Below are 23,684 nucleotides of genomic sequence, written 5' to 3'. Positions count from 1 at the left end.
GAAACCAGATCATAGGCATCTCTAAAAAGTCGGTTAGATTTTTAGAAGCTTCACATATTTAAGAGGTTATTATGCGCATCATATCCGGCTGTTCCACTATAGAAGATTGTATCCGCCGCTACGGTACGGACGCCCGCACGTGTTTTGTGTTTCCGTCACGGATTGCGGCTCGGCTTTGGATGCACCGTGCGCTTGCGTTGACCGGCCTTACAGCGGTTCCTGCCGAACTGTTTATCGCATGGGATGCCTTTAAGGCGGAGTGCTGTATCGCTCAAGCGGAAAATAAAAATCCGGCGTCTCAGATTATCCGCTTGCTCTTTGCGCATCATATTGCAGCCGACAATGCTGCGGCGGAAAAACCCTTTCTACAGAACATCATCCCGGCGGACTACGCAGCCGACGGCGCCATCTTTGCGCAATGGATTGCCGGTATTTTACCGCAGTTGGATCACTGGGAAAAACGCGCGGCGCAGCATAAAGCCGGTAAAGACGCCGAGTTCTCCGATTTACAGATTTTGAAAAAAGCATATACGGAATTTTTGGACGCGCACCGCCTCTTTGAACCTTCTTGGGCAGGGGCGGAATTTATCCCGCATACACAACAGTACATTTTACTGTATCCCGAATTAATGGAAGATTTTGACGAGTACCGCGGCCTGTTGGAAGAACGGCCTGAACTGTCCGTCTTGCCCGCCCCTGCCTTTAACGCGGGAACAACGCCGCTTATTCAATTCGGCACGATGCGGGAAGAGATTCGTTCAACCGCGCTCGCTGTTGAGCAGCTTTTGACAAACGGAGTTCCTGCCGATGATATTGCGCTCAGTATTGCCGGTATTGAAGATACCGTACCGTATCTCAAGCGGGAATTTGCATTGCGGAATATCCCTGCGGAATTTCGGCTCGGCTTTAAACTCGGCGAACAGCATGCGGGGCAGCTCTTTCCGTTGCTTGAACAGTGCGTGCAGGAACATTACTCGTTTGAAAGCCTTAAACCGCTGCTGCTCAATCCTCATATTCCGTGGAAGCATCCCGCGCAGATACAGGCGCTCATCAATTTCGGCATAAAAAACAACTGTCTCGTTTCGTGGAAGGATGAAGGACACTATAAAAACGTCTGGAAGGAGGCGTTTAAACTCCCTATCCCGTATAATCCTCATAGCAGTGCTGAGGAAGAGCAAGCCGAAAAAGAGCAGGCAAAGGAGTGGCTTCTCCCCTTTATGAAAGCTGCGGAGCGATTCGTGCAGGCTCAAAGCTTTTCCGAAATGAGGCGGCAGTACATCCTCTTTCGAGCGCAGTATCTGAATCCCGACGGCTTTTCAGCCGAAGATAATGCCGTCATCGGCCGCTGCGTTACGTTGATGCAGGAACTGACACAGCTTGAACAAGACTTTGCCGACTGTCTGCCGGCACAACCGTATCGTTTTTTTACCGCCCAACTTGCCCGCGAAATCTATGTACCGCAAAATACCGGAAGAGCGGTAAGTATCTTTCCGTTTAGAGTCGCGGCAGCTACTCCTTTTGCCCATCACTTTGTCCTCAACTGCAACCAAAAAGCAAGCAGGGTGATCTATCAAAAACTTCCCTTCTTACGGAAAGACAAACGGGAAGAACTCGGCGTTGTCGAAAAAGATGCAACGCAGGCCTTTTTTGCGGTGTATGCAACATACGGCACAGTGCGCTTTTCCGTTTCCGAACAAACCTTTTCGGGCTTTACCGTCAGCAATGGCATTTTTACCGCCTTTGCGCCCCGCCCCGACCTGAATGACAGCGACTCTCTTTTGCAGGAATATCGCTTCTTTAAACGGGAAGAACCTGCACCGGAAGCGCTGTATTCCGTACAAAAAGCGGGATTTGAACAATTCGCCGGTATTAAACAAGAGCGCGGCTTTTCTTTTTTAACCGAACCTTTTAACGGCAGTCTACCGGTACTTTCGGAAAAGCTCAAAAACGGGCACTATACGGACGGGGCATTCCGCATCAGTCAAAGCGGCTTACATCTTTTTTCCGGCTGTCCGGCTCAATGGTTTTTGTCGTCGGCACTTTCCATCGACGAAGAAGACACTGATGCGGAACTTTTCAATCCGCGTTATATCGGTATTATTTGCCATCGTGTTTTGGAGCTGCTTTATCAGCGCATACGGGAAACCGATAAGGTTTTTATCTCCGCGCATCTGGCTGACTATACGAAATGGGCGGAGGAAATCTTCGATGAGACCGTTCACAGCCAAACCGATTTTCGAGGGCCGCTTGCCGCGCCTTTTATCGAATCGATTAAAAAGCGCAGTTTAAAAAGCGTTGACTTTGTGCTTACATTCGATGCGGAAAAACTGGACGGCTATACGCCGTATATGATGGAAGGCGAGCTGCAGCATCGAAGCGGAGACATCCTCTATCACGGACTCGTAGACCGCATCGCCTATCAGGAAGCGGAAGGCCGCGCCGTCATCATTGATTACAAAAGCGGCAAGGTTCCGTCCGCTACAGACTATACCTCGGAAGCTATGCGAGATTTCCAAATGCCGATGTACATCTTCCTTGCAGAAAATAGACTGAAACAGGAAGTACTCCATGCTTTTTTTCTCGGTATTACAAAAGAAGAGAGAAGATACATCGTCAACGATAAAGAGGTGATACCTCAGGATAGTTCCCGTTCTTCTAAAACGAGGGAAGAATTTGAACCGTCGATTCAGGCTTTTTTACAAATTGCTCAAGCGTACGCACAGCAGGTCGGTATGGAAGACTTTAGAAAACCGGCAGCCGTACAATGGCAGGATTGTATGAGCTGCCCCTTTCACACTATTTGCAGAACAACCTTTACCGTTGAAGAATGAGGTAAGGATTCTGCCTGTTAATTATATTTTAATATCGTATGACTTGTATGACGGATTTAAACGTAAACTAACACCGATACGGCTGCAAATATAATCTGCAATATCACCATAATCAAAAATAAAGGGGCTATAAATTTATACCATTTATTTATCGGTATTCCCATAAGACCGCATTCGACGGCGCATGCCGTAGGCCAAAACATATTTGAAAAACCATCCCCGAATTGATAAACCAATACGGCTGTTTGACGGCTTAGATGTATAATATCGGCAACGGGAGTCATAATAGGCATCGTAATAGCCGCTTGACTTGAAGAACCGGTAATAAAAAAATTTATAATATTCTGAATGAAAAGCATTCCAATGGCAGATATATATTTAGTTTGCCCATATAAAATGCTCGATAAATAGTAAACGATAGTATCGGATATTTTTGCGTTTTGCATTACTAATAAAATACCTCTGGTAAATCCTACAACCATCATAGAACCAACCATACTTTGAGTTGATTTAATAAAAGTTTTGCATATTTTTTCCGTCGAATATCCTGCAACTATTCCGGTTATAATCATCATCATAAGGTACATCGCGGCAATTTCATTAATGTACCATCCAAGTTTGGTCGTTCCATAAAGCAACATAGCAATTGTAAAAACGAATAATATCAAACAGATTTTTTGCCTTAAAGTTATGACCGCTTCTTCCTGCTTAAAGGGAACAATAAGTGTTCGTTCTTCGCCGTATAAAATAGATTTTCTCGGATCTTTTTTTACTTTTCCTGCATACCACAATACGTATAAAATAACCGTTGTTTGAAATACAATAAAAATTAAAATTCGATATTCAATTCCCGAATACATCCCGATACCGGCAATACTTTGTGCGATGCCTACCGAAAACGGATTTGTCGTAGCCGCAGCAAAGCCTGTAGACAGTATGAATAATTATAGAAAATATTCGATTGCGGATTTAGTCAATATTGCAGAAATTTCGTTTTATCGTAATCTCGGTATCCCTATAAAAGAAATGCGCCGGTTTAATACTTTAAATCTAACCGATTATGAAAAAATACTGAACGATGCATATACGAATTTTGAAGCAAAAATAAATAATTATAAAATAATGCTGTATCAACAGTTCAGACATTAATGATGATGAAGGGGGAATCATTACTCGCTCACCCGATAAGACGGATAAAATTCTTTGGGCAAAAACGGAAAACCGGCCGTTTATTGTTTTTCTTGTCGAAGAAATTGTAAATCAAAATTTTTTAAATAATATCCCTGAAAAACTAAAAATAATACACAGAAAACATAAAACAGGGAAAATCCTTGTAAATTATTTAATAAGTGAAAATATATACAATCAAAGAATAGACTATCTAAAAGCTTATATAGAGATACTGTAATTATTGCAACGCCTCTCGGGCACATCCCTAAAAACTAAACACGTTTTTAAGGATGTGCCCTAATAATCGAGAGTTATTTTGCAAATACCGGCTGAACGGTTTTTACCCATTCGTCGATCTTTTCGGCAACTTTCGCATCTCCTTTGTCCAAGCAAAGTCCGAGCATTCTACCGCCTTGTTCCATGCGGGAGAACTTAAATTCATATCCGCAGGGGCATACGTCGCCGACAAAATGGGCGCCGCTAAAGCGGAGCTTATCGTAGAAGTCTGCAGCTCCCGAACAGAAGCTGTCGGGATGCCGTTCTTGGCTTCCGACGCCGACAATCGCAACATTCTTTCCGGAAAAATCAACGGTATTTAAAAGCTTTACCTTGCTTCCCCAATCTTCCATCAAAGATCCGAAGAAATAGCTGGATGACATCAGCACGACATTCTGATAGGCCGCTATCGCATCTACTTTCGTATCTTTCATATTGTGCACATCGGCGCCCAGCTTTTCTGCAATCTGCTTTGCAAAAGCTTCGGTTACGCCGCCTTTACTCGCATAAAAAATTCCTGTTTTGCTCATATAATACTCCTAATTGATGATATATTTATCATTGCTGATACATCAACTGTAGTTATAATATAATCATTCCCATAGAAAAATCAAGAATAATTCTTATTTCTTACAGGGTAAACGCATCAGGCCGTTTTTTTAACACCCCCGCGGAAAAATTGAAACTATTCGACCAGAGTTGAACCTCTTCGCGGTTCAAATGGTCTCACAGTCTCAATTTTTCTGCGGTTTTTACTTACTCTGCCTGATGCGTTTACCCCTTTGCTGGAAAAATGTGCGAAATTTTAAGCAAAATTTCGCACAGAAGGAAGGCAACCGCTAAAAATATTTTTGATGCGGTTGCCCTGTTATTTCTTATCAGAGGCATATAGTTTTCGGACTATAAAGAGCGCCAAACTGCGAGGAAGTAAGCGGTATAACCCTACCAACACAGCGTAAGAAGCATTATAGGGATAAAAGAACGAAATCCGTTTTTTGTCCGCTAAAGATGCGATAAAAGTACCGAGTCTTTTTGCCGGTATTCCGTGCCGCTCGTCACACTCCATCTTTGAGATGCTCTTCGATATTCTCCCATGATACACATCATCACCGATATTCGATTTATTTCTGACATCCGTAAACGGGGTTGCGGTATCTCCCGGCATGATAAGCGCGCACCGTATACCGAACGGAAACACCTCGGCGGCAAATGCCTCCAGCAGTTTGCCGAGCGCAGCCTTGGAGGCGGAATAAAAAGCCTGAAAAGGAATAGCGATTTCTCCCGCAACGGAACTAACTGCAAGTATCTTTCCAAATCCCTGCATCCGCATATACGGCGCGGCAGTCTTCATCGTTAAAAAAGTTCCGAAGAAGTTTACCTCCAGCTGCCGTTTTGCCTCTTCAAATTCGGTAAATTCAACGGCGCCGGAAATACCGAAACCGGCAGCGCAGACACAGACATCCAACCGTGCCTCGCGTTTCCATACCTCGGCAAAAATATTTTTTAAGGCGCATTCATCCGTTACATCCGCTGAAAAATGTCTTGCACCTTCAGATGTTTCAACGTCAAGTACCCGCCGGCTGACGGTATACACAAGATAGCCTCTATCTCTCAATGATTTTACCGTTTCCAGCCCAATTCCGCTGGTTCCGCCCGTTACCACTGCAATTTTTTTTGTTGTTTTTTTATATCCCATATCCATTACAACCCCATAATATCGACTGTTTCAATAATGATATGCATATAATACACGGAAAATAGGTAGTTAGGAATAGCTTTTTGTAAAAGAGGCTTGACAAAAACGATGAGGATGATACTATACCTTCAATGGTGTAGGAGCGCCATTGTTACATTGCTTACAGAGCGGTAGAAGCGTAATTCGCTTATCAATAACATATCTTTTGGCAAGGATATCGGCCGATATTCTTTGAATCTCAATAACATAACGTCAATTTAAAATAGTAGTAACTTTAAGAAGAAGACTTATTTTCAGGAACCTATGAAAACCATCTGGAACCTCTAAGAACTTCAGTTTTTAGAGATATTCTTTATACAAGAATTTTGAGGAGGTCAAAATTTGAGCAAGCTAAAAGGTATTCTTCTGTTGCTGATCGCGGCAATTGTGATGGGATGCGCCTCACAGCCGAAGCAGCCGAAGGAAGAAAAGCCCGTTGCACAAACGCAACAGGCTGAAACCGCTCCTGCGGAAGAAAAAACTGCCGAACCGGAAAAGGCTCCGGAACAGCAGCCGCAACGGAACACAAACAACAATGCCGGTACCGAAACAACGGTTTATTTTGCTCCGAAAACGTATACGATCGATACGTTCACCGCGCATAAACTTGACGGTATTGCGGAACAGCTGAAAGCGAAGGATGTAACACAGATAAAAATTGTCGGACATTGTGCAAAAATGGACAGCACAAAGGACGAAGAAAAATTATCGTTACAACGTGCACTTGCTGTCGCACGGTATTTTGAATCTACCGGTGCATTTACGGCGGACAACATGACCGTAGCGGCTGAAGGTGCTCAGCACCCTGCAGGATCTCATGCGGAAATTTCCGAACGGAAGCATAACCGCAGAGTAGAAATTTATTATTAAAAAAGATGCGGAGTCATCTTTTATAGTATTTGGAGGTACGATTTATGAAGAAATCACTCTTTGCCGCTGCTTTTGCGGCTCTTTGCTTCTCTGTTTGGGCTCAAGTGCCTGAAACCATTGCCCCTGATTATCAACGTGCGGCAATGCAATACCGCAACGGTGATAAACATTTTGTCAACAGCGATGTGTTCTTTAAACTCAATTCGGCAGATAAAGAAACAGGGCTCGATTTTGTCGAATTCTCGCTGGACGGCTCGAGCTTTATGACTTACCGCAACCCCTTCCAGATCTTGGAAGAAGGTAAACACGATATCTCATACCGCGGGTTTGACAACAGCAAAAACCTCGAAGTTGCGAAAACCATTTCCGTAATTGTCGACAATACTGCACCTAAGACCGAATTGAATACAACAGAACCCTTATTCTATAAAGGCTTGGCGGCTTATTGCTCTGCAGAAACCAAATGGTATATTTCGGCAACCGATGACTTAGCCGGTTCGGGTACCGCCGGTGCTTATATCGGAACCGATTTAAACTCTTTAACGCTGCGCGGTAACGGAAAAGAAAACGAAGATGCTTACTACTCTTTGAGCGAAGAAGGCCCCACAAAGGTATATTACACGGCTGTTGATAATGTCGGTAACTTAGCTCCTATCTCGGTAGTATCCGTAGTTGTCGACACAACCGCTCCCACCGTTTTTATTGAAAACAGCGATCGTCTTATCAATAAAGATGATGCATACATGATTTTCCCGAGCTCCGACGTTGTTGACGAAGACGGACGCATTATCGTTTCTACCAAAGAAACGGTTGCTTTCGGCGCGACCGATGAGCTTTCCGGAGTTGAAGCATTGTATGTTAAAATCAACGATGCCGATTATGTCAAATATGTTGAACCGCTCCAGTTCTCTACCGAAACGGTTTACAATATCGACGTAAAGGCAATCGACAATGTCGGTAACGTCTCCGAACCTGTATCTTACAAGTTCTACGTAGACAAGATTACTCCGGCATCCGATATCGAGGTTATCGACAGAGAGGGAAACGCTCCGGCGACCTGGAGCAATTCTGCCGACGGTCAATAAATCGAGTATATTAAAGGTTTAATAAAACCGGTGATATTCTAACCGGCATAATTAAACTTTAGCTAAAAAAAGCGCCGATTAATCGTTAAAGATTGACCGGCGCTTTTTTTGTAATTTTTGTAAATGGATATTCTTGTACACTCAGATAAAATTTCAAAGGGATAGAGGCTGGAATTTTGCTATTCGGCACGTCCTTTTTTGCCAAGCTGCCCGCAAGCACCGCCGATTGTTCTGCCGCGCTTTTGCCGGACTGTGACATTTAAATTTTCTGCCGTTAAATAATTATAAAAAGAACGTATTTCCGAATCGGAAGGAGTACTATACGGTAATTGCTGCACGGGATTCCACGGGATAAGATTGATATGCACATTAAGTCCTTCGGCAAAGTCGCGGACTTGCTGAGCGGCCTTGTAGGAAGTGTTGACATCTTTAAGCAGCGCAAGCTCCAAGGTTACCCGCTTATCGGTTTTGTCATTAAAATATCGGATTGCTTTTTTTAATTCACTTAGCGGGTTGGCTTTTGTAACCGGCATCAAAGTTGTCCGCAGTGCTTCATCCGCAGTAGTCAACGAAACGGCAAGGCGGATATCGAGCTGCCGCTCTGCAAGTTCATAAATACCTTTGCAGATACCGGAGGTGGAAAGCGTTATCCGCCGGTGCGAAAGATTTCTGCCTTTTGGATGGGTAAGAACGGCAATGGTTTTTGCAATGCTGTCGAGGTTTAGCAGCGGTTCGCCCATTCCCATAAACACGATATTGTCAAGCTTGCCGCAAATTTTTTCCAAATGTAAAAATTGCTCTACAATTTCATTGGGGCTAAGATTGCGCAAACAACCGAGCTGTCCGGTCTGGCAAAAAGTACACCCCATCGGGCAGCCGACTTGGCAGGAGACACAGGCTGTTCTACGCTCATGCTTATCAAACAAAAGCACGGTTTCTATACTGCTGCCGTCATACAAACCGATGCCGAGCTTAACCGTACCGTCAGGATCTTTCAGTACGGTTTCGCATACGGTATTACGCGGTGTATATACACTTGCAAGCCGTTCCCGCTCTTTAAGCGGAAGGTTTGTCATTTCTGCAAACGATGTGCACCCTCGCGCAATCCACTGAAAAATTTGCACTGACTGGAACCGCTGCGGCAAATTACATACCGTTGCTATTTCTTCCGGCAGCATTCCGGAAAGTACGTTTGTATCCGCAACGTTCTTATCGATATATCCCAATCACTATACCTTAATTTTGTAATGAGAACAGGGTATCGCTAACCGCTTGGTTCTTAATGCCGTACTGTTGAAATGCCTGCAACACTTCAATAGCCTTCGCTTTTTCGTTTGTATGGATGTAGCAGTCGGCAAGTTCAAGATAAATACGGTAGTTTTTTCGATCTGCCTGTAATAGATGCGTTAAGCTGGTGATGGCTTCGTCGTATTTTCCCTGTATCTTACAAAGGATAGCAAGTCCGAGTATGGCATAAGAGTCATAGTCGATGTCGAGTGCCCGCTGATAAATTTGTTCGGCCTTTTCATAATCGCCGATATGACGGTATGCATCTCCCATACGGGTAAGAATAACTTTATTATTCGGATCTTTGCTCAGAATAGCTTCCCAATATTTTATTGAATGCTGCTGTTGCTTCATACCGCGATAGCAGTCCGCAAGGCCGAATAGACCGTAGAAATTGTCCGGATCTTTTTCGAGCGCCTTTTCAAAATAGTATACGCCACGATCAAATTGCTTCATCTTTCGGTAACAGTTACCGATTGACGTTAAAATGCGGATATCGACATTTTCAGGATTTTGGTCAAAAATCTTTTGCCAATAAACGAGCGCCTCACGGTATTTTTTAAAATCGTAATGCAGATGTCCCAGTCCGATAAGCGCGTAGGGGTTATTCTCTTCAATTTCGAGTACTTTTAAATAGAGTTTCTTTGAGTTTTGAAAATCGTGTATCTTTCGATATGCGTCGGCAACGCGGGTAAATACGGTAATGTTTGCATTATCATGCTCAAGATACTGCTCCCAAATCTCTATTGCCTTTGCATATAAGTTCATATTTTTATAGCAGTCAGCTAAACCGAATAACGCATAATTATTTCCCGGATGGTGGCGTAAGCATTCGCTGTAATACTCTGCCGCTTCTTTGCATTTATTCCGTTTACGTGCAGCATCTCCAAGCCCGACAAGCGCATAATTATTATTTTCATCAAGCTCCAGCATTTTTTTAAATTCCGCTTCCGCCCGATCGATTTCATTTGCTTTCAAGAAAAGATAGCCCTCACGTGAAAGTTTTGTAAGCTCATCGGTTCCTTCCGTATGCGGAAGTTCTTGTGCAGGATCTAATGATGCGGGGAATAACGGATCAGTCTGCCCAGAATAACTGTTTTCAATACTTTCAAACATTTTCTACTCCTTTTATTTCAGTATCTATTAATACTCTAATAAGCTGAACAAGGGAATCAATAATCGGTTCCGATTTGCGTTTATTTTTCGCAAGACAATACATACGAAGCGCTTCCAACGTATTCTTTTGTGCGGCATAATAATCGCCGACTCTTGTAAGACCGTCCGAATAACCGGTTGTAATAAAGATACGTTGAGCTTCGCTTATAAAGCCTTCGTTAAAGAGCTGGTTCCCGCGCCGATTTAATACTACCTTTTGTTCAGAACTGAGAGGAGTGAGTGCGTTTTCAGTTACTTTAATAAAATGCTCATTGCTCGATTTCATATTGCTTCATCTTTAATAAATACAATCACCTTTTCTGAAAAACAGAACGATCTATTTTTAATACCGATATAGTCATATTATAGGATAGACGCATTTATTGCAAGTACCCTGATCCATGCCTGTATATATTTGCAATTTTATACGCTGTGCAGCTATTAAAGCCGTGAGGAAAAAAATTACATTAACTAACAATTCCGATAGAGAACATCGGGATACGAAGATCTTTACACGAATCAAACAAGTATAAAAAGAAAGGTGCCTAAAATTAAAGGCACCTTCCCATTGTTAGATGTGCAAATCACTCAAACTTTAAATTTATTAACTTCGGCTACTAAGCTTTCAATATTGTGTTTATTTTTTTGTGTAATTTCATTTACTTCCTGCACGGCATTATTTATTTGAACAGCTCCGGCAGCCATTTCATTCATACTGTCGGTAATGATACGGGTAAGATCGTTCAGTTTTTGCATTTCTTCAGCAACGCCTTCACCACCTTTGAGCATTTCGGTAGACCCCTCGCTTACTTCAACCGTTACCATGTTGATATTTTTAATTGCAGTAAGAACTTCTTTACTACCGTTTTCTTGTTCATGCATGGCTTCGGTTAAACGGTCGCTCATCGATTTTACCTGTTCCGACAAGTTAAATATGGTACTGAATTTTTCTTCAGCGGTTCTGGAAGAATCCGAAAGAGTTTCGATTTCCCCGCTTAATATTTTCAGTGTTGCAGTTATTGCCTTGCCTTGCGTTGCGGAATCTTCCGCCAGTTTTCGGATTTCGTCGGCAACAACCGCAAACCCCTTACCGGCTTCCCCTGCGTGTGCGGCTTCTATTGCAGCGTTCATTGCAAGCAGGTTTGTCTGAGAAGCAATATGCTGAATAACGCTCGACGCTTCTAACAAGCCTCCCGATTCCTCTGCAATTTTCTGCGTTACGGTATTAGCGGTTACAACTGTTTCTTTGCCGTCACCGGTTGCGGAAGCCAACTTTTTAATAACGCCGTCGGTACTTTCAAGCGTCTTGGTAATTGAAGCGATATTTGCAACCATCTGTTCTATAGAAGAAGATGATTGTGCAACACTTTCCGCCTGCATTTCGATACTGCCATTAAGCTGTTTAATTGTTCTGACAATTTCTTCGATAGTAGCTGCCGTTTCTGTTACACTTGCAGCCTGCGTTAAAGCCTGCTGTTTTACACCTTCAATATTAGCGCTAATTTCGTGAATAGCGCTTGCCGTTTCCGTCATATTGGAAGCGAGTTCACTTCCGATTTCTTCCATCGATTCGCTGTTAGCACTGACTGCACGTACCGACACGGCAATCTTTTCTATTGTTTCATTGAAGTATGCGGATAAGTTTGTTATTTCGTCGTTCCCGAAAACAGGCAAACGAACGGTTAAATCTCCTTCACCGTGAGCGATATCCTGCAATGCAGCGACAACCGCCTGAATAGGATGTATCATTTTATAGGCGATAATGTACACGATGATAAGACTTGCCAGGAAAATAATAATTCCGATAAGACGAATCCCGTTTTGCAATGCATTGACGGTACCCATAAATTCATTGACCGGAGCTTTTATAATAACGGTCCACCCTGTTAACGGTATTGTCGCATAAGAGGCTATATTATTGACACCGTTATACTCATAGTATCCTACGGAAGAAACTTGCGATGCCAGAGCCTGTTTTTCAAATGCAGCAAGAGACGTAAGCGATGCGTTCGTTTTCGCCATTTCTTGTGAATTAGCATGGTTCTGAACCAACGAGAAATCTCTATGCGCGATAACAGTACCCGACGAATCTAGAATATAACAATATCCATTTTGACCGACTACGATATCTTTGATGTCATCGGACAGCTGTTTCGCCGGTACCGCCGCATTTAATACGCCGATAACAGTATTAGCATTATTATAGATCGGAACGGCAAGAAGTATTTGCAGATTATTTGTTATATGTGAAAGCGCAGGCTCCGTAATATAAGTTTTTCCCCGCACAGCGGCACGGAACCACTCCCGATCATTTACAATCGTAGGAGTGTCACCTGTATCATAGCGATTGCCGTGCAGATCGCATATTCCGAAGTAATCTATTTTTGCATTACGTTCCGCTTCTACAGACAGCATTTGAACTTTTTGATGCAGCGTAAGACTTTCATCACGTAAGAACGGCATACGGGCAAGGCCTTCAATAAATTGCATAACAGCAGACATCCTCCCGTCTGCAATAGCCGCGATATCAGTTGCTTTATCGGTAAGGTGAACGGTAATTTTTTCTATTACCGCTTTACGAGCAGTTCTCACAGCTAAGGCAGCCATCACAATACCGGCAACTAAAATCAATGCACCGAAAAGCAAAACAAGCTTATACCTAAGCGAGAAAATTCTTTTGTTTGTACTCATAAGATACCGCCTGTCTTGTAACTTACTATGCTGGGGGGGGGGGGGGTATTATACTTTTTTCATTCATTTTGTCAAGTATCTCCTTTAGACAATAAGATTACATCAAACTTCTGCATTACAATCAATGCCGTGGAGGCTGTCCTTGTAGCAGTGAATAGTTGATAAAAGAATCCGCTGTTATATGGAGAGTGCTTCACTTGTAAGATGTGTAACCGGCAAATTCCGGTCTTATTAGAGAATGCCTGATATTTTTTGTATGGATCCCCTGATATATCAACTTTCTCTAATTAGGATTAAATATTATCATTTTGCCACCGGTTTATTCAAGTATGGTATAACAAGGTATATCAAAAATTGACATTCTAAATGATAACCGCTACAATAAAAAATTGTCTAAGAGGTAATCCATGGTACTATTTTTCCGCATTTGTTCGGGGCTGTCTTTTATTTTTTCTCTTCTATTAATTGTCAATAATATGCATGGCTTAGCCTTTCTGGGCAGTAGCGTCGGCATTATTTTTTCTTTTTTCCTTGTTTATTCGCAGTTAAAATTGAAGCGGACAAGAACTTACACATCTCTTGTTATCACAAGAAAGCTCTTTGATTATTGGCCATTTGTTATGATTGCCTGTTTTGTGTGTTCCCGCGCTCTTTTAGAACATTCGCCCAAGGTATTGGATGCCCTCCTCGCGTTGTTATGGTTCGGTATCGTCATTTTAAAGCCTTTTACCGTTCATTATTTAAAAAATAAGAATTTGCAAAGATATTTCACGGATATTCAACCCGTTCAATTGAAGAAAAAAATGTTTCCGCTCAAGGGAAAAACAGGCGGAGAAATAATAAAAATAATTTTAACCGAAGTGCTCGAATGGATTGATGCCGCTTTTTACGCGATTTTCTTTGTTCTATTAGTGAATATCTTTGTCTTTCAAGTATACCGCATCCCGTCGGAATCGATGGTACCTGAGTTTATGATCGGCGATACGGTTATCGGTGTTAAAACCCCTTCGGGGCCTGCGTTTCCGCTTTCTTCTTTTAGGCTTCCTCAGTGGAAAACCTATAAACGGGGCGACATTGTTATCCTTAGTAACCCGAATTATCCCGATACACCCAAGGCTCGGCTGAAAACTTTTATGTCGCAGCTGGTCTATATGCTCACACTTGCGCGGGTGAACCTTAACACCGATGACAACGGTAAACCGAAAGCGGATCCGCTGGTCAAGCGGGTTACCGGACTCCCCGGCGAAAAACTGATGCTTGTCGATGGTGTCCTGTATGTTAAACGCAGTGGTAGCACCGAATTTGTACCGGTAGAAGAAGACCTGCTTTATGCACATTGGGATTTAGCGAGTCTTCCCGAATCGGAACGCCGTTTAATCAAAGATATATACATCGGCGCCGAGGAATTGCGGGTACTGGAAGCGGTTGAGTCGGAACGGAAAGAACTCGAATTAAATGATGCGGTACGGCAAGCAGAATCGTTGGTTAACCGGCTTTCGTTTTTAAAGAATCATAAAGATACGGCTGCAGCTGCGGATTTTTTGCAGGAATCGGAATATGAGATGACCGCACTCTTCCGCGCCAACGATGCAATCAGCCGGAAGATTTTGACAACCAACGGCGGACTCGCATGGTTTCGTAATTTTATGACGGGGTGGATTCCCTATTGGCAAAGTAGCGATGCACAGCATGCTTCTTTATATGAGAAACGGTTTGCGCAATTAAATGCGCTTATTAAACTCTCCTTCGGCAAAATTGTTATCCGCAATATCGAACTGTTCCGGGCAAACGCTACGGCAGAGCAATTCATCAACGATGAGGTGCGGAGCAGCCTTTTACAAGAAGCGCAAACGTATGCATTTTACCTTGCATGGACTAATCAGCGTAATATGAATGTCTTTCCCGCCGGTGCGGACGAGTACATCCCCGAAAACGCCTATTTTATGATGGGCGATAACAGATTTAATTCAACCGATATGCGTCATACCACTGTTTTTAAATTGGCTTCCGTGGATAAAAACGATGCGCAATCCATTCGGTTTTTCAGCAATATCGAACCTAAATATGTCCCTGCGGAAAAAATACTCGGTACAACGATACTACGGGTATTTCCTTTCTCGCGATTTGGAGCTTTATAAATGCACTCGGAACCTGTTCAAGAACAAATTCACGCATGGTTTAAAAACCTTGGGTTTCCTTCTTTATTAATGCATGAGCCTAAGGCTCATTTTGATTTTACCGCCGATTCGCGCCGTATCCTCGTAGTAGGGCCGATGGGTTCGGGAAAAACAGAATATGCGGGACACGTATGGCGGGATGCGCAAGTTGCCCGCACCAAAAGCGGCGCCGTGCAAAAACTGACCAGCGGAGCAAATTCACAAAAAGATTTGTTTGATCCTGCAAGCGGAATCGGTTCGGCGGATAGACGGTATACTTTCTTTGCGCGCTATAGTCTTGATAAGGAGCGGTTCCCCGACTATCCCGATGACGCGCTTGCCTACCGCGGCGGCTATCAGCGATGCGGAGAAAATATCGCAACGGTCGGGAATTCCTTTGCGCTCGAAAAGCTGCTGCAGGAAAACCCGCATATCGGTACATGGATTATCGACGAGGCCGCCTTTTATGACGAGCGGCTTGCATACGTAATTAAAAAAGAAAGCGACCGGCGCGGGCTTGTGTTTGTAATGCCGACCTTGCTGTTAAACTTCCGCGGCGAAATTTTCAATGCGACGGCGCGGCTGCTGGTAGAAACGGCGACGGAAATATATCCGTTTTCCGCCTATTGCGAACACCCCGACTGTTTGCAAAACGGCTACAATACCTATCGTTACTATAGCGTGAACGGTGTCGAATGCCCCGCACTCTATTTTGATCCGTTGATTATCATCGGCGGCGACCGTAAAAAAGACGATCCTTTCGAGCCGAATTACTGTACCCGCTGCGACCAGCATCATTTTTTGCCCGGAAAACAATACACGTTCTTTACGCTCAAGCCGCTGGGAATAGAAGCGAGCAGGGGAAATATGCAGCCGCTCGTGGATGAGCTCGCTGCTATTCAAAATGACATGGAGCGCTCCGAATTGTTCAATACGTTTAAAACCGAATATCTCGATTGCGCCAATCCTTCGCCCGAACGGATGAATGCGCTCCGTGTTCCCTGTATTGCGGAACGGGCTCTCATTTTCCTCTTTGCCGAACAGAATCTGCTTTCTGCCGACCAAATGCGTGTATTGGTAAAAGAGCTGCACTTAAATAAGGAATATCTTGATAAGCGGCTGTCCGATAATAAACGGCCGCTTCTGTGGAACTGAACAGGGGTATGTTGATTAGAGCAGCTTTTAAAATTCGGTTGAATTTTTAGAGCTGCTCGTTACAGTGATATTATTTTTTGGGAAGGTCACTGCGGGTTTTAATGACTTGTAAGATAAGCCCGTAATTCACCGCTTCGTCTGCCGAAAGCCAATAGTCGCGATCGGTATCTTTAGCAACGTCCGCTACGTCCTTACCGGTTTCTTCGGCGATAAGCGCATTAATTTTTGCGCGGATTTTTTCGATTTCTTTTGCATGGATTTCTATATCCGTTGCTACACCTTTGATGCCGGATAACGGTTGGTGAATAAGATAATGACTGTTCGGCAGTCCAAGCCGGCGGTTCTTCGGCGCCGCTAAAAGGATGAGCGCCCCTGCGCTGGCTACCAACCCCATTCCGACAGTATAAACCGGCGGTTTAATAAACCGGATCATATCAAAAATCGCAAAGCCGGCGTCGACATCACCGCCCGGAGAGTCGATATACACATAAATCGGTTTTGAAGCGGAATCCGCTTCGAGAATTAAAAGCTGACGGATAACCTTTTCCGCCAGTTCTTTATTCACTTCACCCGACAAGATAATTTGACGGGTATTCAAGAACTTCTGCATCAGCTGATCATTTGCGTTATCGCTTGTTTTTTCTTTTGATGTTTCTTCCGCGTTATAAAAAGTATTCATTTATCCGCCCTTGCTATAGATAAAAATACGGTTAGTATAAAACCGCTGACGTCCTAACATACTAAAAAAACTTGTTTTAGTACAGGGTTATGTAAGTAGAAAAATAAAAAAATTATAGAGACCGTGGAGGAAAACAGCGGACACAAAGATAAGCGCAGCTTTCCGCTTTGTTTCGGCAGACAGTATCGATACATAAAAACAGCCGAGTATTCCGTGCAATGTGGAAGCGGTTAAAAGCCGAAGAAACTGTACGCCGGAATACCGCAAACTATACGAAATATTTTCAAAACCGCTAAAGGCAAGGCCGAAGAACACTGCAAGTATGATACTCTGTCCGGCCGGGAGCTTTTTTTTCAACAGTACGGCGGCTGTTAAGCAAAAGAATGCTGCTTTAACGGCTTCCTCTATTAAGCCTGCCGTAATAAAGCTGTTAAAGAGAAGTTGCACTGCTTCCGGTTGTCCCGAAATACCGGCATCTAAGAAAGAATGCACAAGATGCTGGAGTACAATAACCGGGAGCAGCGAAACCGCCGCCGCACAGAATACGGTTGCAAGTGCATAAACGGGAACGTGTTTTTTGACTGCGATACAAGCCGCCGCCGCCGCCGGTAAGAATGCCGTAAGCAGCAGCCGGATAATACTCATAACAGGCGTTCCTCTAGCAGATTTTTCCGCCCGAAACTTTTATGTCGGAACTATGTTCGGCAATGGCTTTAAGCGCGTATGTAATTCCGCTGACAATTGTTTCCAAGCTCATTGAAGGTGTAAGCACCGGTTTCCCTATTACCTGTTCGGGCAGGAGCGGAATATGGATAAAACCGCTTTTCATCGGTTTTCCCGCCGCTGTTCTCCTTGCTGCAAGATGTGCAACGCCGTAACAGACATGATTGCAAACGAAGGTTCCTGCCGTGTTGGAAATTGAAGCGGGAATTTTATGCGCTTTTATTTTTTCAACGATGGCCTTTATCGGAATGGTAACAAAATATGCGGCGGGGCCGCCGTTTACTACCGGTTCGTCGATCGGTTGGTTCCCTTCATTATCGGGAATGCGGCAGTCGTCGATATTGATACCGATTCTTTCTACGGTAATATCGGCTCTGCCTCCTGCCTGCCCGATGCTGAGAACAACATCGGGATTTTCTATTTCGACCGTTTCTTTTATTTTTGCCAAAGATTTACCTACGACGGTAGGAATTTCAAGCTTGATAATCTGCGCGCCTAAAATTTCATTGGGCAATCGTTTAATTGCTTCTAAAGCGGGATTGATTTTTTCTCCGCCGAAGGGATCAAACCCTGTAACTAAAATTTTCATCACTACCTTTCTTTGAAGAATTTCGTTTTTTTTTGAGATACCCAAATATATTGCGTTTACAATACTTTAAGGTATCCGATATGTCAATGCGGAGCTTTTTGTCGTTTTAGATAATCACATCGGCTTCCATGCCGGGAGCTTCCGCCCTTTTTCCGCCCCTTATCATATACCGCCTTTTTTGCTATAGTTTTGGGTATGCCTCAAGATTTTGTTCATTTACACGTGCACTCCGACTATTCGCTGTTGGACGGCGCTTCTTCCATAAAAAAACTGATATTGACCGCTAAAAACCTCGGACAAACCGCCCTTGCGCTGACCGACCACGGCAATATGTTTGCAGCATTGCGCTTTTCCCGCGAATGCAAGGCGCAGGGGATAAAACCGGTTATCGGCTGCGAAGTATATGTTGCAAACGGCAGCCGCTTCGGAAAGCCGGAGAACACCAATACCGGCGTCCGTAAATACTTTCACCTGATCCTGCTTGCCGAAACTGAAACAGGCTACCGGAATTTGATGGTGCTGTGCTCTAAAGGCTACACCGAGGGGATGTATTACAAACCCCGCATCGATGAAGAGCTGCTTACGCAGTATTCGGAGGGGCTTATCTGCCTTTCCGCCTGCCTTGCAGGGGAATTGCCGTCGCTGCTTTTGCAAGGAAAACAAGCTGAGGCGGAAGCGCATGTCAGGCGTTACCGCAGCATATTCGGCATCAACAATTACTTTATCGAGCTGCAAAAGCACGGTATAGCCGACGAGGAGAAGGTTGCGCCGATGCTTATCGAGATGGCGCGTAAGCTCGGCGTGCCGATGGTGGTAACGAACGATGCTCACTATGCGGAGCAAAAGGATGCGGTTGCGCAGGATATCCTCCTCTGTATCGGCACAAAAAAGAACCGCTCCGACACCAACCGCATGAAGTTTGAAACCGATCAATTCTATCTTAAATCGTCGGAGGAGATGGAAAAGCTCTTCCCCGGTTATCCCGAAATGCTGTCCAATACCTGCCGTATTGCAGAGCGCTGCAATTTTGAAATTCCGCAGCCGGGACCGCTCCTTCCCGTGTATCAAATACCGGAAGATTTTGCGACAAAAGAAGAATACATTACCCATCTTGTGCAGGAGGGGTTAAAAAAACGCTACAATCCCGTTACCGAAGAGATGACCAAACGCGCCGAATACGAGCTCGGCATTATTATGAAGATGGACTTTGTCGGATACTTCCTCATCGTGTGGGACTTTATCAACTGGGCAAAGGAGCACGGCATTCCGGTCGGGCCGGGGCGCGGTTCCGGGGCGGGTTCCATTGTTGCCTACGCGATGCGGATTACCGACATCGACCCGCTCAAATACAAGCTGCTGTTTGAGCGCTTTCTTAATCCCGAACGTATTTCCATGCCGGACTTTGACGTTGACTTCTGCTTCGAACGGCGGCAGGAGGTTATCGACTATGTCCGCAGAAAATACGGTGATGAAAGTGTCGGGCAGATTATCACGTTCGGAACATTGAAGCCGAAAGCCGCAATCAAGGATGTCGGGCGGGTGTTGGAAATTCCGCTCGGCGAGGTAAATGCCATCACCAAAATGATGCCCTCCGATCCCAAGCTCACGTTTGAAAAAGCCTTTGCGGATGTCCCCGAACTCGCCGAAATGCGCTCCGACCCGCGGTACACGGAGCTTTTTTCCATTGCGGAAAAGCTTGAAGACCTCAATCGGAACACGAGTCTCCATGCGGCGGGTATCGTTATCGGTAAAACGAAGCTGACCGATTATGTGCCGTTGTACAAGGATTCCAAGACAGGCAAGACCGCCTCTCAGTTTACGATGGATCTAATAGAAGATTGCGGTTTGGTAAAGATGGACTTCCTCGGGCTCAAGACGCTGACGCTGATTAAGCACACGGAAGACCTTATCAAAAAGCGGGGAGGGGAGTACGCGAACTTCTCCATTGCGCAGATCGATGAACAGGATGCGGCGACGTTTAAAATGCTCGGCGAAGGAAAGTCCGCCGCGGTCTTTCAGTTTGAAAGTCAGGGTATGCAGAACATCTTGAAACGTGCAAAGCCCGATAAAATAGAAGACCTCATCGCGTTAAACGCTCTCTACCGTCCCGGGCCGATGGCCTATATCGATCAATTTATTGAATCGAAATTCGATGCATCGAAAATTCAATATCCCGACCCTTGCCTCGAAGACATATTGTCGGAAACCTACGGCGTTATCGTCTATCAGGAACAGGTTATGCAGGTAGCGCAGCGTATCGGCGGCTACAGTCTCGGACAGGCGGATTTGCTGCGGCGCGCAATGGGAAAAAAGAAAAAAGAGGTAATGGAAAAGGAAAAAACGCGGTTTATCGAAGGCGCGGTAAAAAATAATTTTAAGGAAAAAGACGCCGACCGTATTTTTGAAATCCTCATTCCCTTTGCCGGTTACGGGTTTAACAAGAGCCATGCCGCCGCCTATTCGGTGTTGGCCTATCAAACCGCATACCTCAAAGCAAATTTTCCTGCGGAATTTATGGCGGCCAACCTCACCAACGAGATTACCTCGACGGACAAACTGCCGGAGTATATCAGCGAAGCTAATAAGATGGGGCTTGCGCTCCATGCGCCCGACATCAATACCTCGGAAGAATATTTTTCGGTCTATGAGGGCGATATCGTATTCGGACTGCTCGGTATTAAGGGGGTAGGGGAGCAGGCTGCCCGCGATATTGTCACTGAACGCACCGCGCACGGCCCCTACAAGTCGTTTATCGATTTTCTCGACCGGCTGGATTTACACACCGTGAATAAAAAGAACTTGGAAGTGCTCATCAAAACGGGATGCTTCGATAAGCTGGGGCAAAACCGTTCCGAGTTGCTGGATAATCTTGAAGCGGCAATGGCGTTCAGCGCGCAGAAAAAAGCGGGATCTGCGGTCGGGCAAACCAGTTTGTTTGAAGACACCGGCATTAAAGAGTTTTCCGATTTTACCTTTAGGCCGGTCAACGATTTGCCGCAAAAGGAAAAGCTCCGTATCGAAAAAGAGCTGATGGGCTTTTATATTTCCGGCCATCCCCTCGATGAGTACAAAAAGGCGATTGACCGCAGCGCTACCTTGGAGCTGATTAATTTCCGGCGTGCGCAGAAGGAAAAGCTGTATACCATCGTCGGGATGATTACCGGTATCCGCCCCTATCAGACTAAAAACGGTAAATGGATGGGCTTCGGCACCTTTGAAGACCGCACCGGCACCATCGATTTAACCTTCTTTTCCAAGGCGTGGGAAGAAAACCGCGCCAATGCGCTGCCTGAAACCGTGTGCGGCCTTATCGGGAAAGTGGACTGCTCGCGCGATACGCCGTCGTTTCTCGTTGAATCGATGGTCAGCATCGACGAGCTGAAAGAGCGTTCGATTAAAGAGGTGCACCTTGAGCTTGATCCGCTCATCGAAACCGATTTACAGTTCCAGCCGCTCAAGGATTTCCTCTTCGGCGCACAAGGCACTTGCGATATTTTTATCCATATTACCGATAACGATACCGTCTATCAGGTGAAGGGCTCTTCCCAGCTGAAAGTTTCCTCTTCCGATGAATTTATCGAGCAGCTGGGGAAGCAATCTGGGGTTCTCCAAGTCTGGAAAGAATAGCTTTTGCAAATATGCGGGGCATCTGCGTTGTCGCTACGCCGAAATAAATGCTCGACGTACAACAAGTACGCCTCCGCTTTATTTCGGCTAGGCTCCTAGCATCTGCACCGCCTATTTGCAAAAGCGCTGGAAAGGCGGGGCATCTGCTGCGCTGAAAATTTAGACATGCAACCGCATGTAGGGTTGCGGCCGGGGGATGTCGGGCGGTATGTTCTTATGCCCGGTGATCCCAAACGATGCAAAAAGATTGCCGAATATTTTGATGATGCCCGTTTTATTGCCGACAAGCGCGAATATATTACGTATACCGGTTTTTTAGACGGTGTGAAAGTCAGTGTTACCTCAACCGGTATCGGAGGACCCTCTGCTTCTATTGCAATGGAAGAGCTGGCACGGTGCGGCGCCGATACGTTTATCCGCGTCGGAACGTGCGGCGGAATGGATTTAAACGTGAAGGGCGGGGATATTGTGATTGCAACCGGCGCCGTCCGTGCCGAAGGTACAAGCAAAGAATACGCGCCGATTGAATTTCCTGCAGTGGCGCATTTGGATATTGTTAATGCGCTTGTTACGGCAGCTAAAACCCGCGGCCTAACGTATCATACCGGGATTGTGCAGTGTAAGGATTCTTTTTACGGTCAACGAGAGCCGAGCACAAAGCCGGTGAACTACGAATTGGAGCATAAGTGGCAGGCATGGCTGCGTCTGGGCTGCAAAGCATCGGAAATGGAATCGGCGGCATTGTTTATTGTTGCATCATACTTAAAAGTGCGGTGCGGTTCAGTCTTTTTAGTTGCAGCTAATCAGGAACGCGGCAAAGCAGGCTTGGATAATCCTGTCGCTCACGATACCGGTACCGCCATCAGTGTTGCGGTTCAAGCACTGCGTTTTTTAATTGCAGCAGATAGATAGGGTCTTTACGGTTTGAATTTTAATCAGTATGTTATACGGAAATGCGATCGGTAAAATTTGCCGATTAATATGAGGAGCCTGCTATGGTGCGTTCGTTATTATTAACTGTTAGGCAGCTTATCAATGTCTATCTCTTTTTATGCTTTATTAAGATTTTGCTGTCGTGGGTTCCCTCTGCGGCATATTCATCATTCGGTCGGATGTTGTCATCCATTTGTGATCCTTATTTGAATTGGTTCAGACGGTTCAGATTTACCCGCATTGGTATGGTTGATTTTTCTCCTGTTTTGTCGCTTGGTATCTTGTCCATTGCGGCGCAGCTTATCACATCCCTTCTGACGACCGGTACCATTTCGCTTTGGGGGCTCTGTGTCAGTATCATAGAACTGGTATGGTCGTTTATCGGCTTTATGTTGAATTTGCTGATCATCTTTTTGATTATCCGGCTGGGGTACGATCTTTTCGGTTCGTCAAGCAGTTCTCCGTTTTGGTATAATTTAGATAGATTTTTAAGTCCCGTTATTGCAAAGGTTACCGGTTTTTTCCAAAAGAAACCGCTGCAGTACCGCACGCGACTGATACTGACGATTGTGATTATCCTCTTGGCCCGCATTGCGCTTGGCCTCTTTTTCGGCTCCTTGTTATTTCAGTTTAAGGTGATAAAGCTCATTTAGAAACCGATACGCAGTAAGAATATAACGATATTTTATCTATCGGTATCAGTTACCCAAAGGACATCCGCT

19 protein-coding genes are annotated in these 23,684 nt (G+C 44.8%); 9 read left to right on the top strand and 10 right to left on the bottom strand.

Features of this window, described 5'->3' with window-relative positions:
- Positions 1-71: 71 nt before the first annotated feature.
- Positions 72-2,831 (top strand): PD-(D/E)XK nuclease family protein, encoded by a 2,760-nt coding sequence (locus tag HMPREF1222_RS04640; RefSeq protein WP_016518416.1) that lies wholly within the window; start codon positions 72-74, stop codon positions 2,829-2,831.
- 56 nt (positions 2,832-2,887) lie between these two features.
- Here the strand turns inward: HMPREF1222_RS04640 and HMPREF1222_RS04635 are convergent, their stop codons facing one another.
- Positions 2,888-3,706 carry a TIGR00366 family protein gene (locus HMPREF1222_RS04635; RefSeq protein WP_244870161.1) on the bottom strand — a complete coding sequence of 273 codons (819 nt, stop codon included), beginning with the start codon at positions 3,704-3,706 and terminating at the stop codon, positions 2,888-2,890.
- 61 nt (positions 3,707-3,767) lie between these two features.
- Here HMPREF1222_RS04635 and HMPREF1222_RS04630 point away from each other — a divergent pair, with 61 nt between their 5' ends.
- Positions 3,768-3,980, top strand: coding sequence for a MerR family transcriptional regulator (locus HMPREF1222_RS04630; protein WP_038076512.1), 213 nt, complete (start codon positions 3,768-3,770; stop codon positions 3,978-3,980).
- Positions 3,981-4,312: 332 nt separating this feature from the next.
- On the opposite strand, the gene HMPREF1222_RS04625 is transcribed toward HMPREF1222_RS04630, so the two are convergent.
- Together HMPREF1222_RS04625 and HMPREF1222_RS04620 are read right to left on the bottom strand one after the other, a co-directional pair.
- Entirely contained in the window at positions 4,313-4,807 is a 495-nt protein-coding gene (locus HMPREF1222_RS04625) for a flavodoxin domain-containing protein (RefSeq protein WP_016518413.1), read from the bottom strand.
- Between the two features lie 338 nt (positions 4,808-5,145).
- Positions 5,146-5,979, bottom strand: a complete 834-nt coding sequence (locus tag HMPREF1222_RS04620) for an SDR family NAD(P)-dependent oxidoreductase (RefSeq protein WP_016518412.1) — start codon at positions 5,977-5,979, stop codon at positions 5,146-5,148.
- Between the two features lie 375 nt (positions 5,980-6,354).
- Between HMPREF1222_RS04620 and HMPREF1222_RS04615 the strand changes: the two genes are divergently transcribed.
- Both HMPREF1222_RS04615 and HMPREF1222_RS04610 read left to right on the top strand, forming a co-directional pair.
- A complete protein-coding gene (locus HMPREF1222_RS04615; protein ID WP_016518411.1) occupies positions 6,355-6,882 on the top strand; it encodes an OmpA family protein in 528 nt (175 codons plus the stop codon).
- Between the two features lie 44 nt (positions 6,883-6,926).
- Positions 6,927-7,967: an OmpL47-type beta-barrel domain-containing protein gene (locus HMPREF1222_RS04610; RefSeq protein WP_006187855.1), complete on the top strand. Its 1,041-nt coding sequence runs from the start codon at positions 6,927-6,929 to the stop codon at positions 7,965-7,967.
- 179 nt (positions 7,968-8,146) lie between these two features.
- Here HMPREF1222_RS04610 and rlmN read toward each other — a convergent pair whose 3' ends face one another.
- From rlmN to HMPREF1222_RS04590, 4 genes are all read right to left on the bottom strand, one after another.
- Positions 8,147-9,145: a dual-specificity RNA methyltransferase RlmN gene (gene rlmN / locus HMPREF1222_RS04605; protein ID WP_196799951.1), complete on the bottom strand. Its 999-nt coding sequence runs from the start codon at positions 9,143-9,145 to the stop codon at positions 8,147-8,149.
- A 58-nt stretch (positions 9,146-9,203) separates the two neighbouring features.
- On the bottom strand, positions 9,204-10,370 hold the full coding sequence (locus HMPREF1222_RS04600; protein ID WP_006189702.1) for a tetratricopeptide repeat protein: 1,167 nt from the start codon (positions 10,368-10,370) through the stop codon (positions 9,204-9,206).
- On the bottom strand, positions 10,363-10,695 hold the full coding sequence (locus HMPREF1222_RS04595; RefSeq protein WP_006189701.1) for a hypothetical protein: 333 nt from the start codon (positions 10,693-10,695) through the stop codon (positions 10,363-10,365). Before HMPREF1222_RS04595 ends, HMPREF1222_RS04600 begins: the two co-directional genes overlap by 8 nt.
- A 302-nt stretch (positions 10,696-10,997) precedes the next feature.
- Positions 10,998-13,100 (bottom strand): methyl-accepting chemotaxis protein, encoded by a 2,103-nt coding sequence (locus HMPREF1222_RS04590; protein WP_016518409.1) that lies wholly within the window; start codon positions 13,098-13,100, stop codon positions 10,998-11,000.
- A 620-nt stretch (positions 13,101-13,720) separates the two neighbouring features.
- Between HMPREF1222_RS04590 and lepB the strand changes: the two genes are divergently transcribed.
- Positions 13,721-15,238: a signal peptidase I gene (gene lepB / locus HMPREF1222_RS04585; protein WP_244870112.1), complete on the top strand. Its 1,518-nt coding sequence runs from the start codon at positions 13,721-13,723 to the stop codon at positions 15,236-15,238.
- The gene (locus HMPREF1222_RS04580; protein WP_016518407.1) at positions 15,239-16,411 is read left to right on the top strand and encodes a hypothetical protein; all 1,173 of its coding nucleotides are present in this window, start codon (positions 15,239-15,241) and stop codon (positions 16,409-16,411) included.
- Positions 16,412-16,481: 70 nt separating this feature from the next.
- On the opposite strand, the gene HMPREF1222_RS04575 is transcribed toward HMPREF1222_RS04580, so the two are convergent.
- The 3 genes from HMPREF1222_RS04575 to pcp all read right to left on the bottom strand — a co-directional run bounded on the left by HMPREF1222_RS04575 (position 16,482) and on the right by pcp (position 18,402).
- Positions 16,482-17,090, bottom strand: coding sequence for an ATP-dependent Clp protease proteolytic subunit (locus tag HMPREF1222_RS04575; RefSeq protein WP_006189697.1), 609 nt, complete (start codon positions 17,088-17,090; stop codon positions 16,482-16,484).
- A gap of 87 nt (positions 17,091-17,177) precedes the next feature.
- The gene (locus tag HMPREF1222_RS04570) at positions 17,178-17,735 is read right to left on the bottom strand and encodes a PrsW family glutamic-type intramembrane protease (RefSeq protein WP_016518406.1); all 558 of its coding nucleotides are present in this window, start codon (positions 17,733-17,735) and stop codon (positions 17,178-17,180) included.
- A gap of 13 nt (positions 17,736-17,748) precedes the next feature.
- A complete protein-coding gene (pcp, locus tag HMPREF1222_RS04565; protein ID WP_006189695.1) occupies positions 17,749-18,402 on the bottom strand; it encodes a pyroglutamyl-peptidase I in 654 nt (217 codons plus the stop codon).
- A gap of 195 nt (positions 18,403-18,597) precedes the next feature.
- On the opposite strand from pcp, the gene dnaE reads away from it, so the two are divergent.
- The 3 genes from dnaE (at position 18,598) to HMPREF1222_RS04550 (ending at position 23,615) form a co-directional block, all read left to right on the top strand.
- Entirely contained in the window at positions 18,598-22,029 is a 3,432-nt protein-coding gene (dnaE, locus tag HMPREF1222_RS04560) for a DNA polymerase III subunit alpha (RefSeq protein WP_016518405.1), read from the top strand.
- Between the two features lie 165 nt (positions 22,030-22,194).
- Complete coding sequence (gene udp / locus HMPREF1222_RS04555; RefSeq protein ID WP_038076508.1) at positions 22,195-22,941, top strand: uridine phosphorylase; 747 nt, start codon at positions 22,195-22,197, stop codon at positions 22,939-22,941.
- An 83-nt stretch (positions 22,942-23,024) separates the two neighbouring features.
- Complete coding sequence (locus HMPREF1222_RS04550) at positions 23,025-23,615, top strand: YggT family protein (RefSeq protein WP_016518403.1); 591 nt, start codon at positions 23,025-23,027, stop codon at positions 23,613-23,615.
- Positions 23,616-23,684 lie beyond the last annotated feature (69 nt).

This window comes from Treponema vincentii F0403, assembly GCF_000412995.1.
GTDB lineage: Bacteria > Spirochaetota > Spirochaetia > Treponematales > Treponemataceae > Treponema > Treponema vincentii.
Note: the sequence above shows the minus strand (reverse complement) of the source record. Positions and strands in the feature narration are given on the sequence as shown.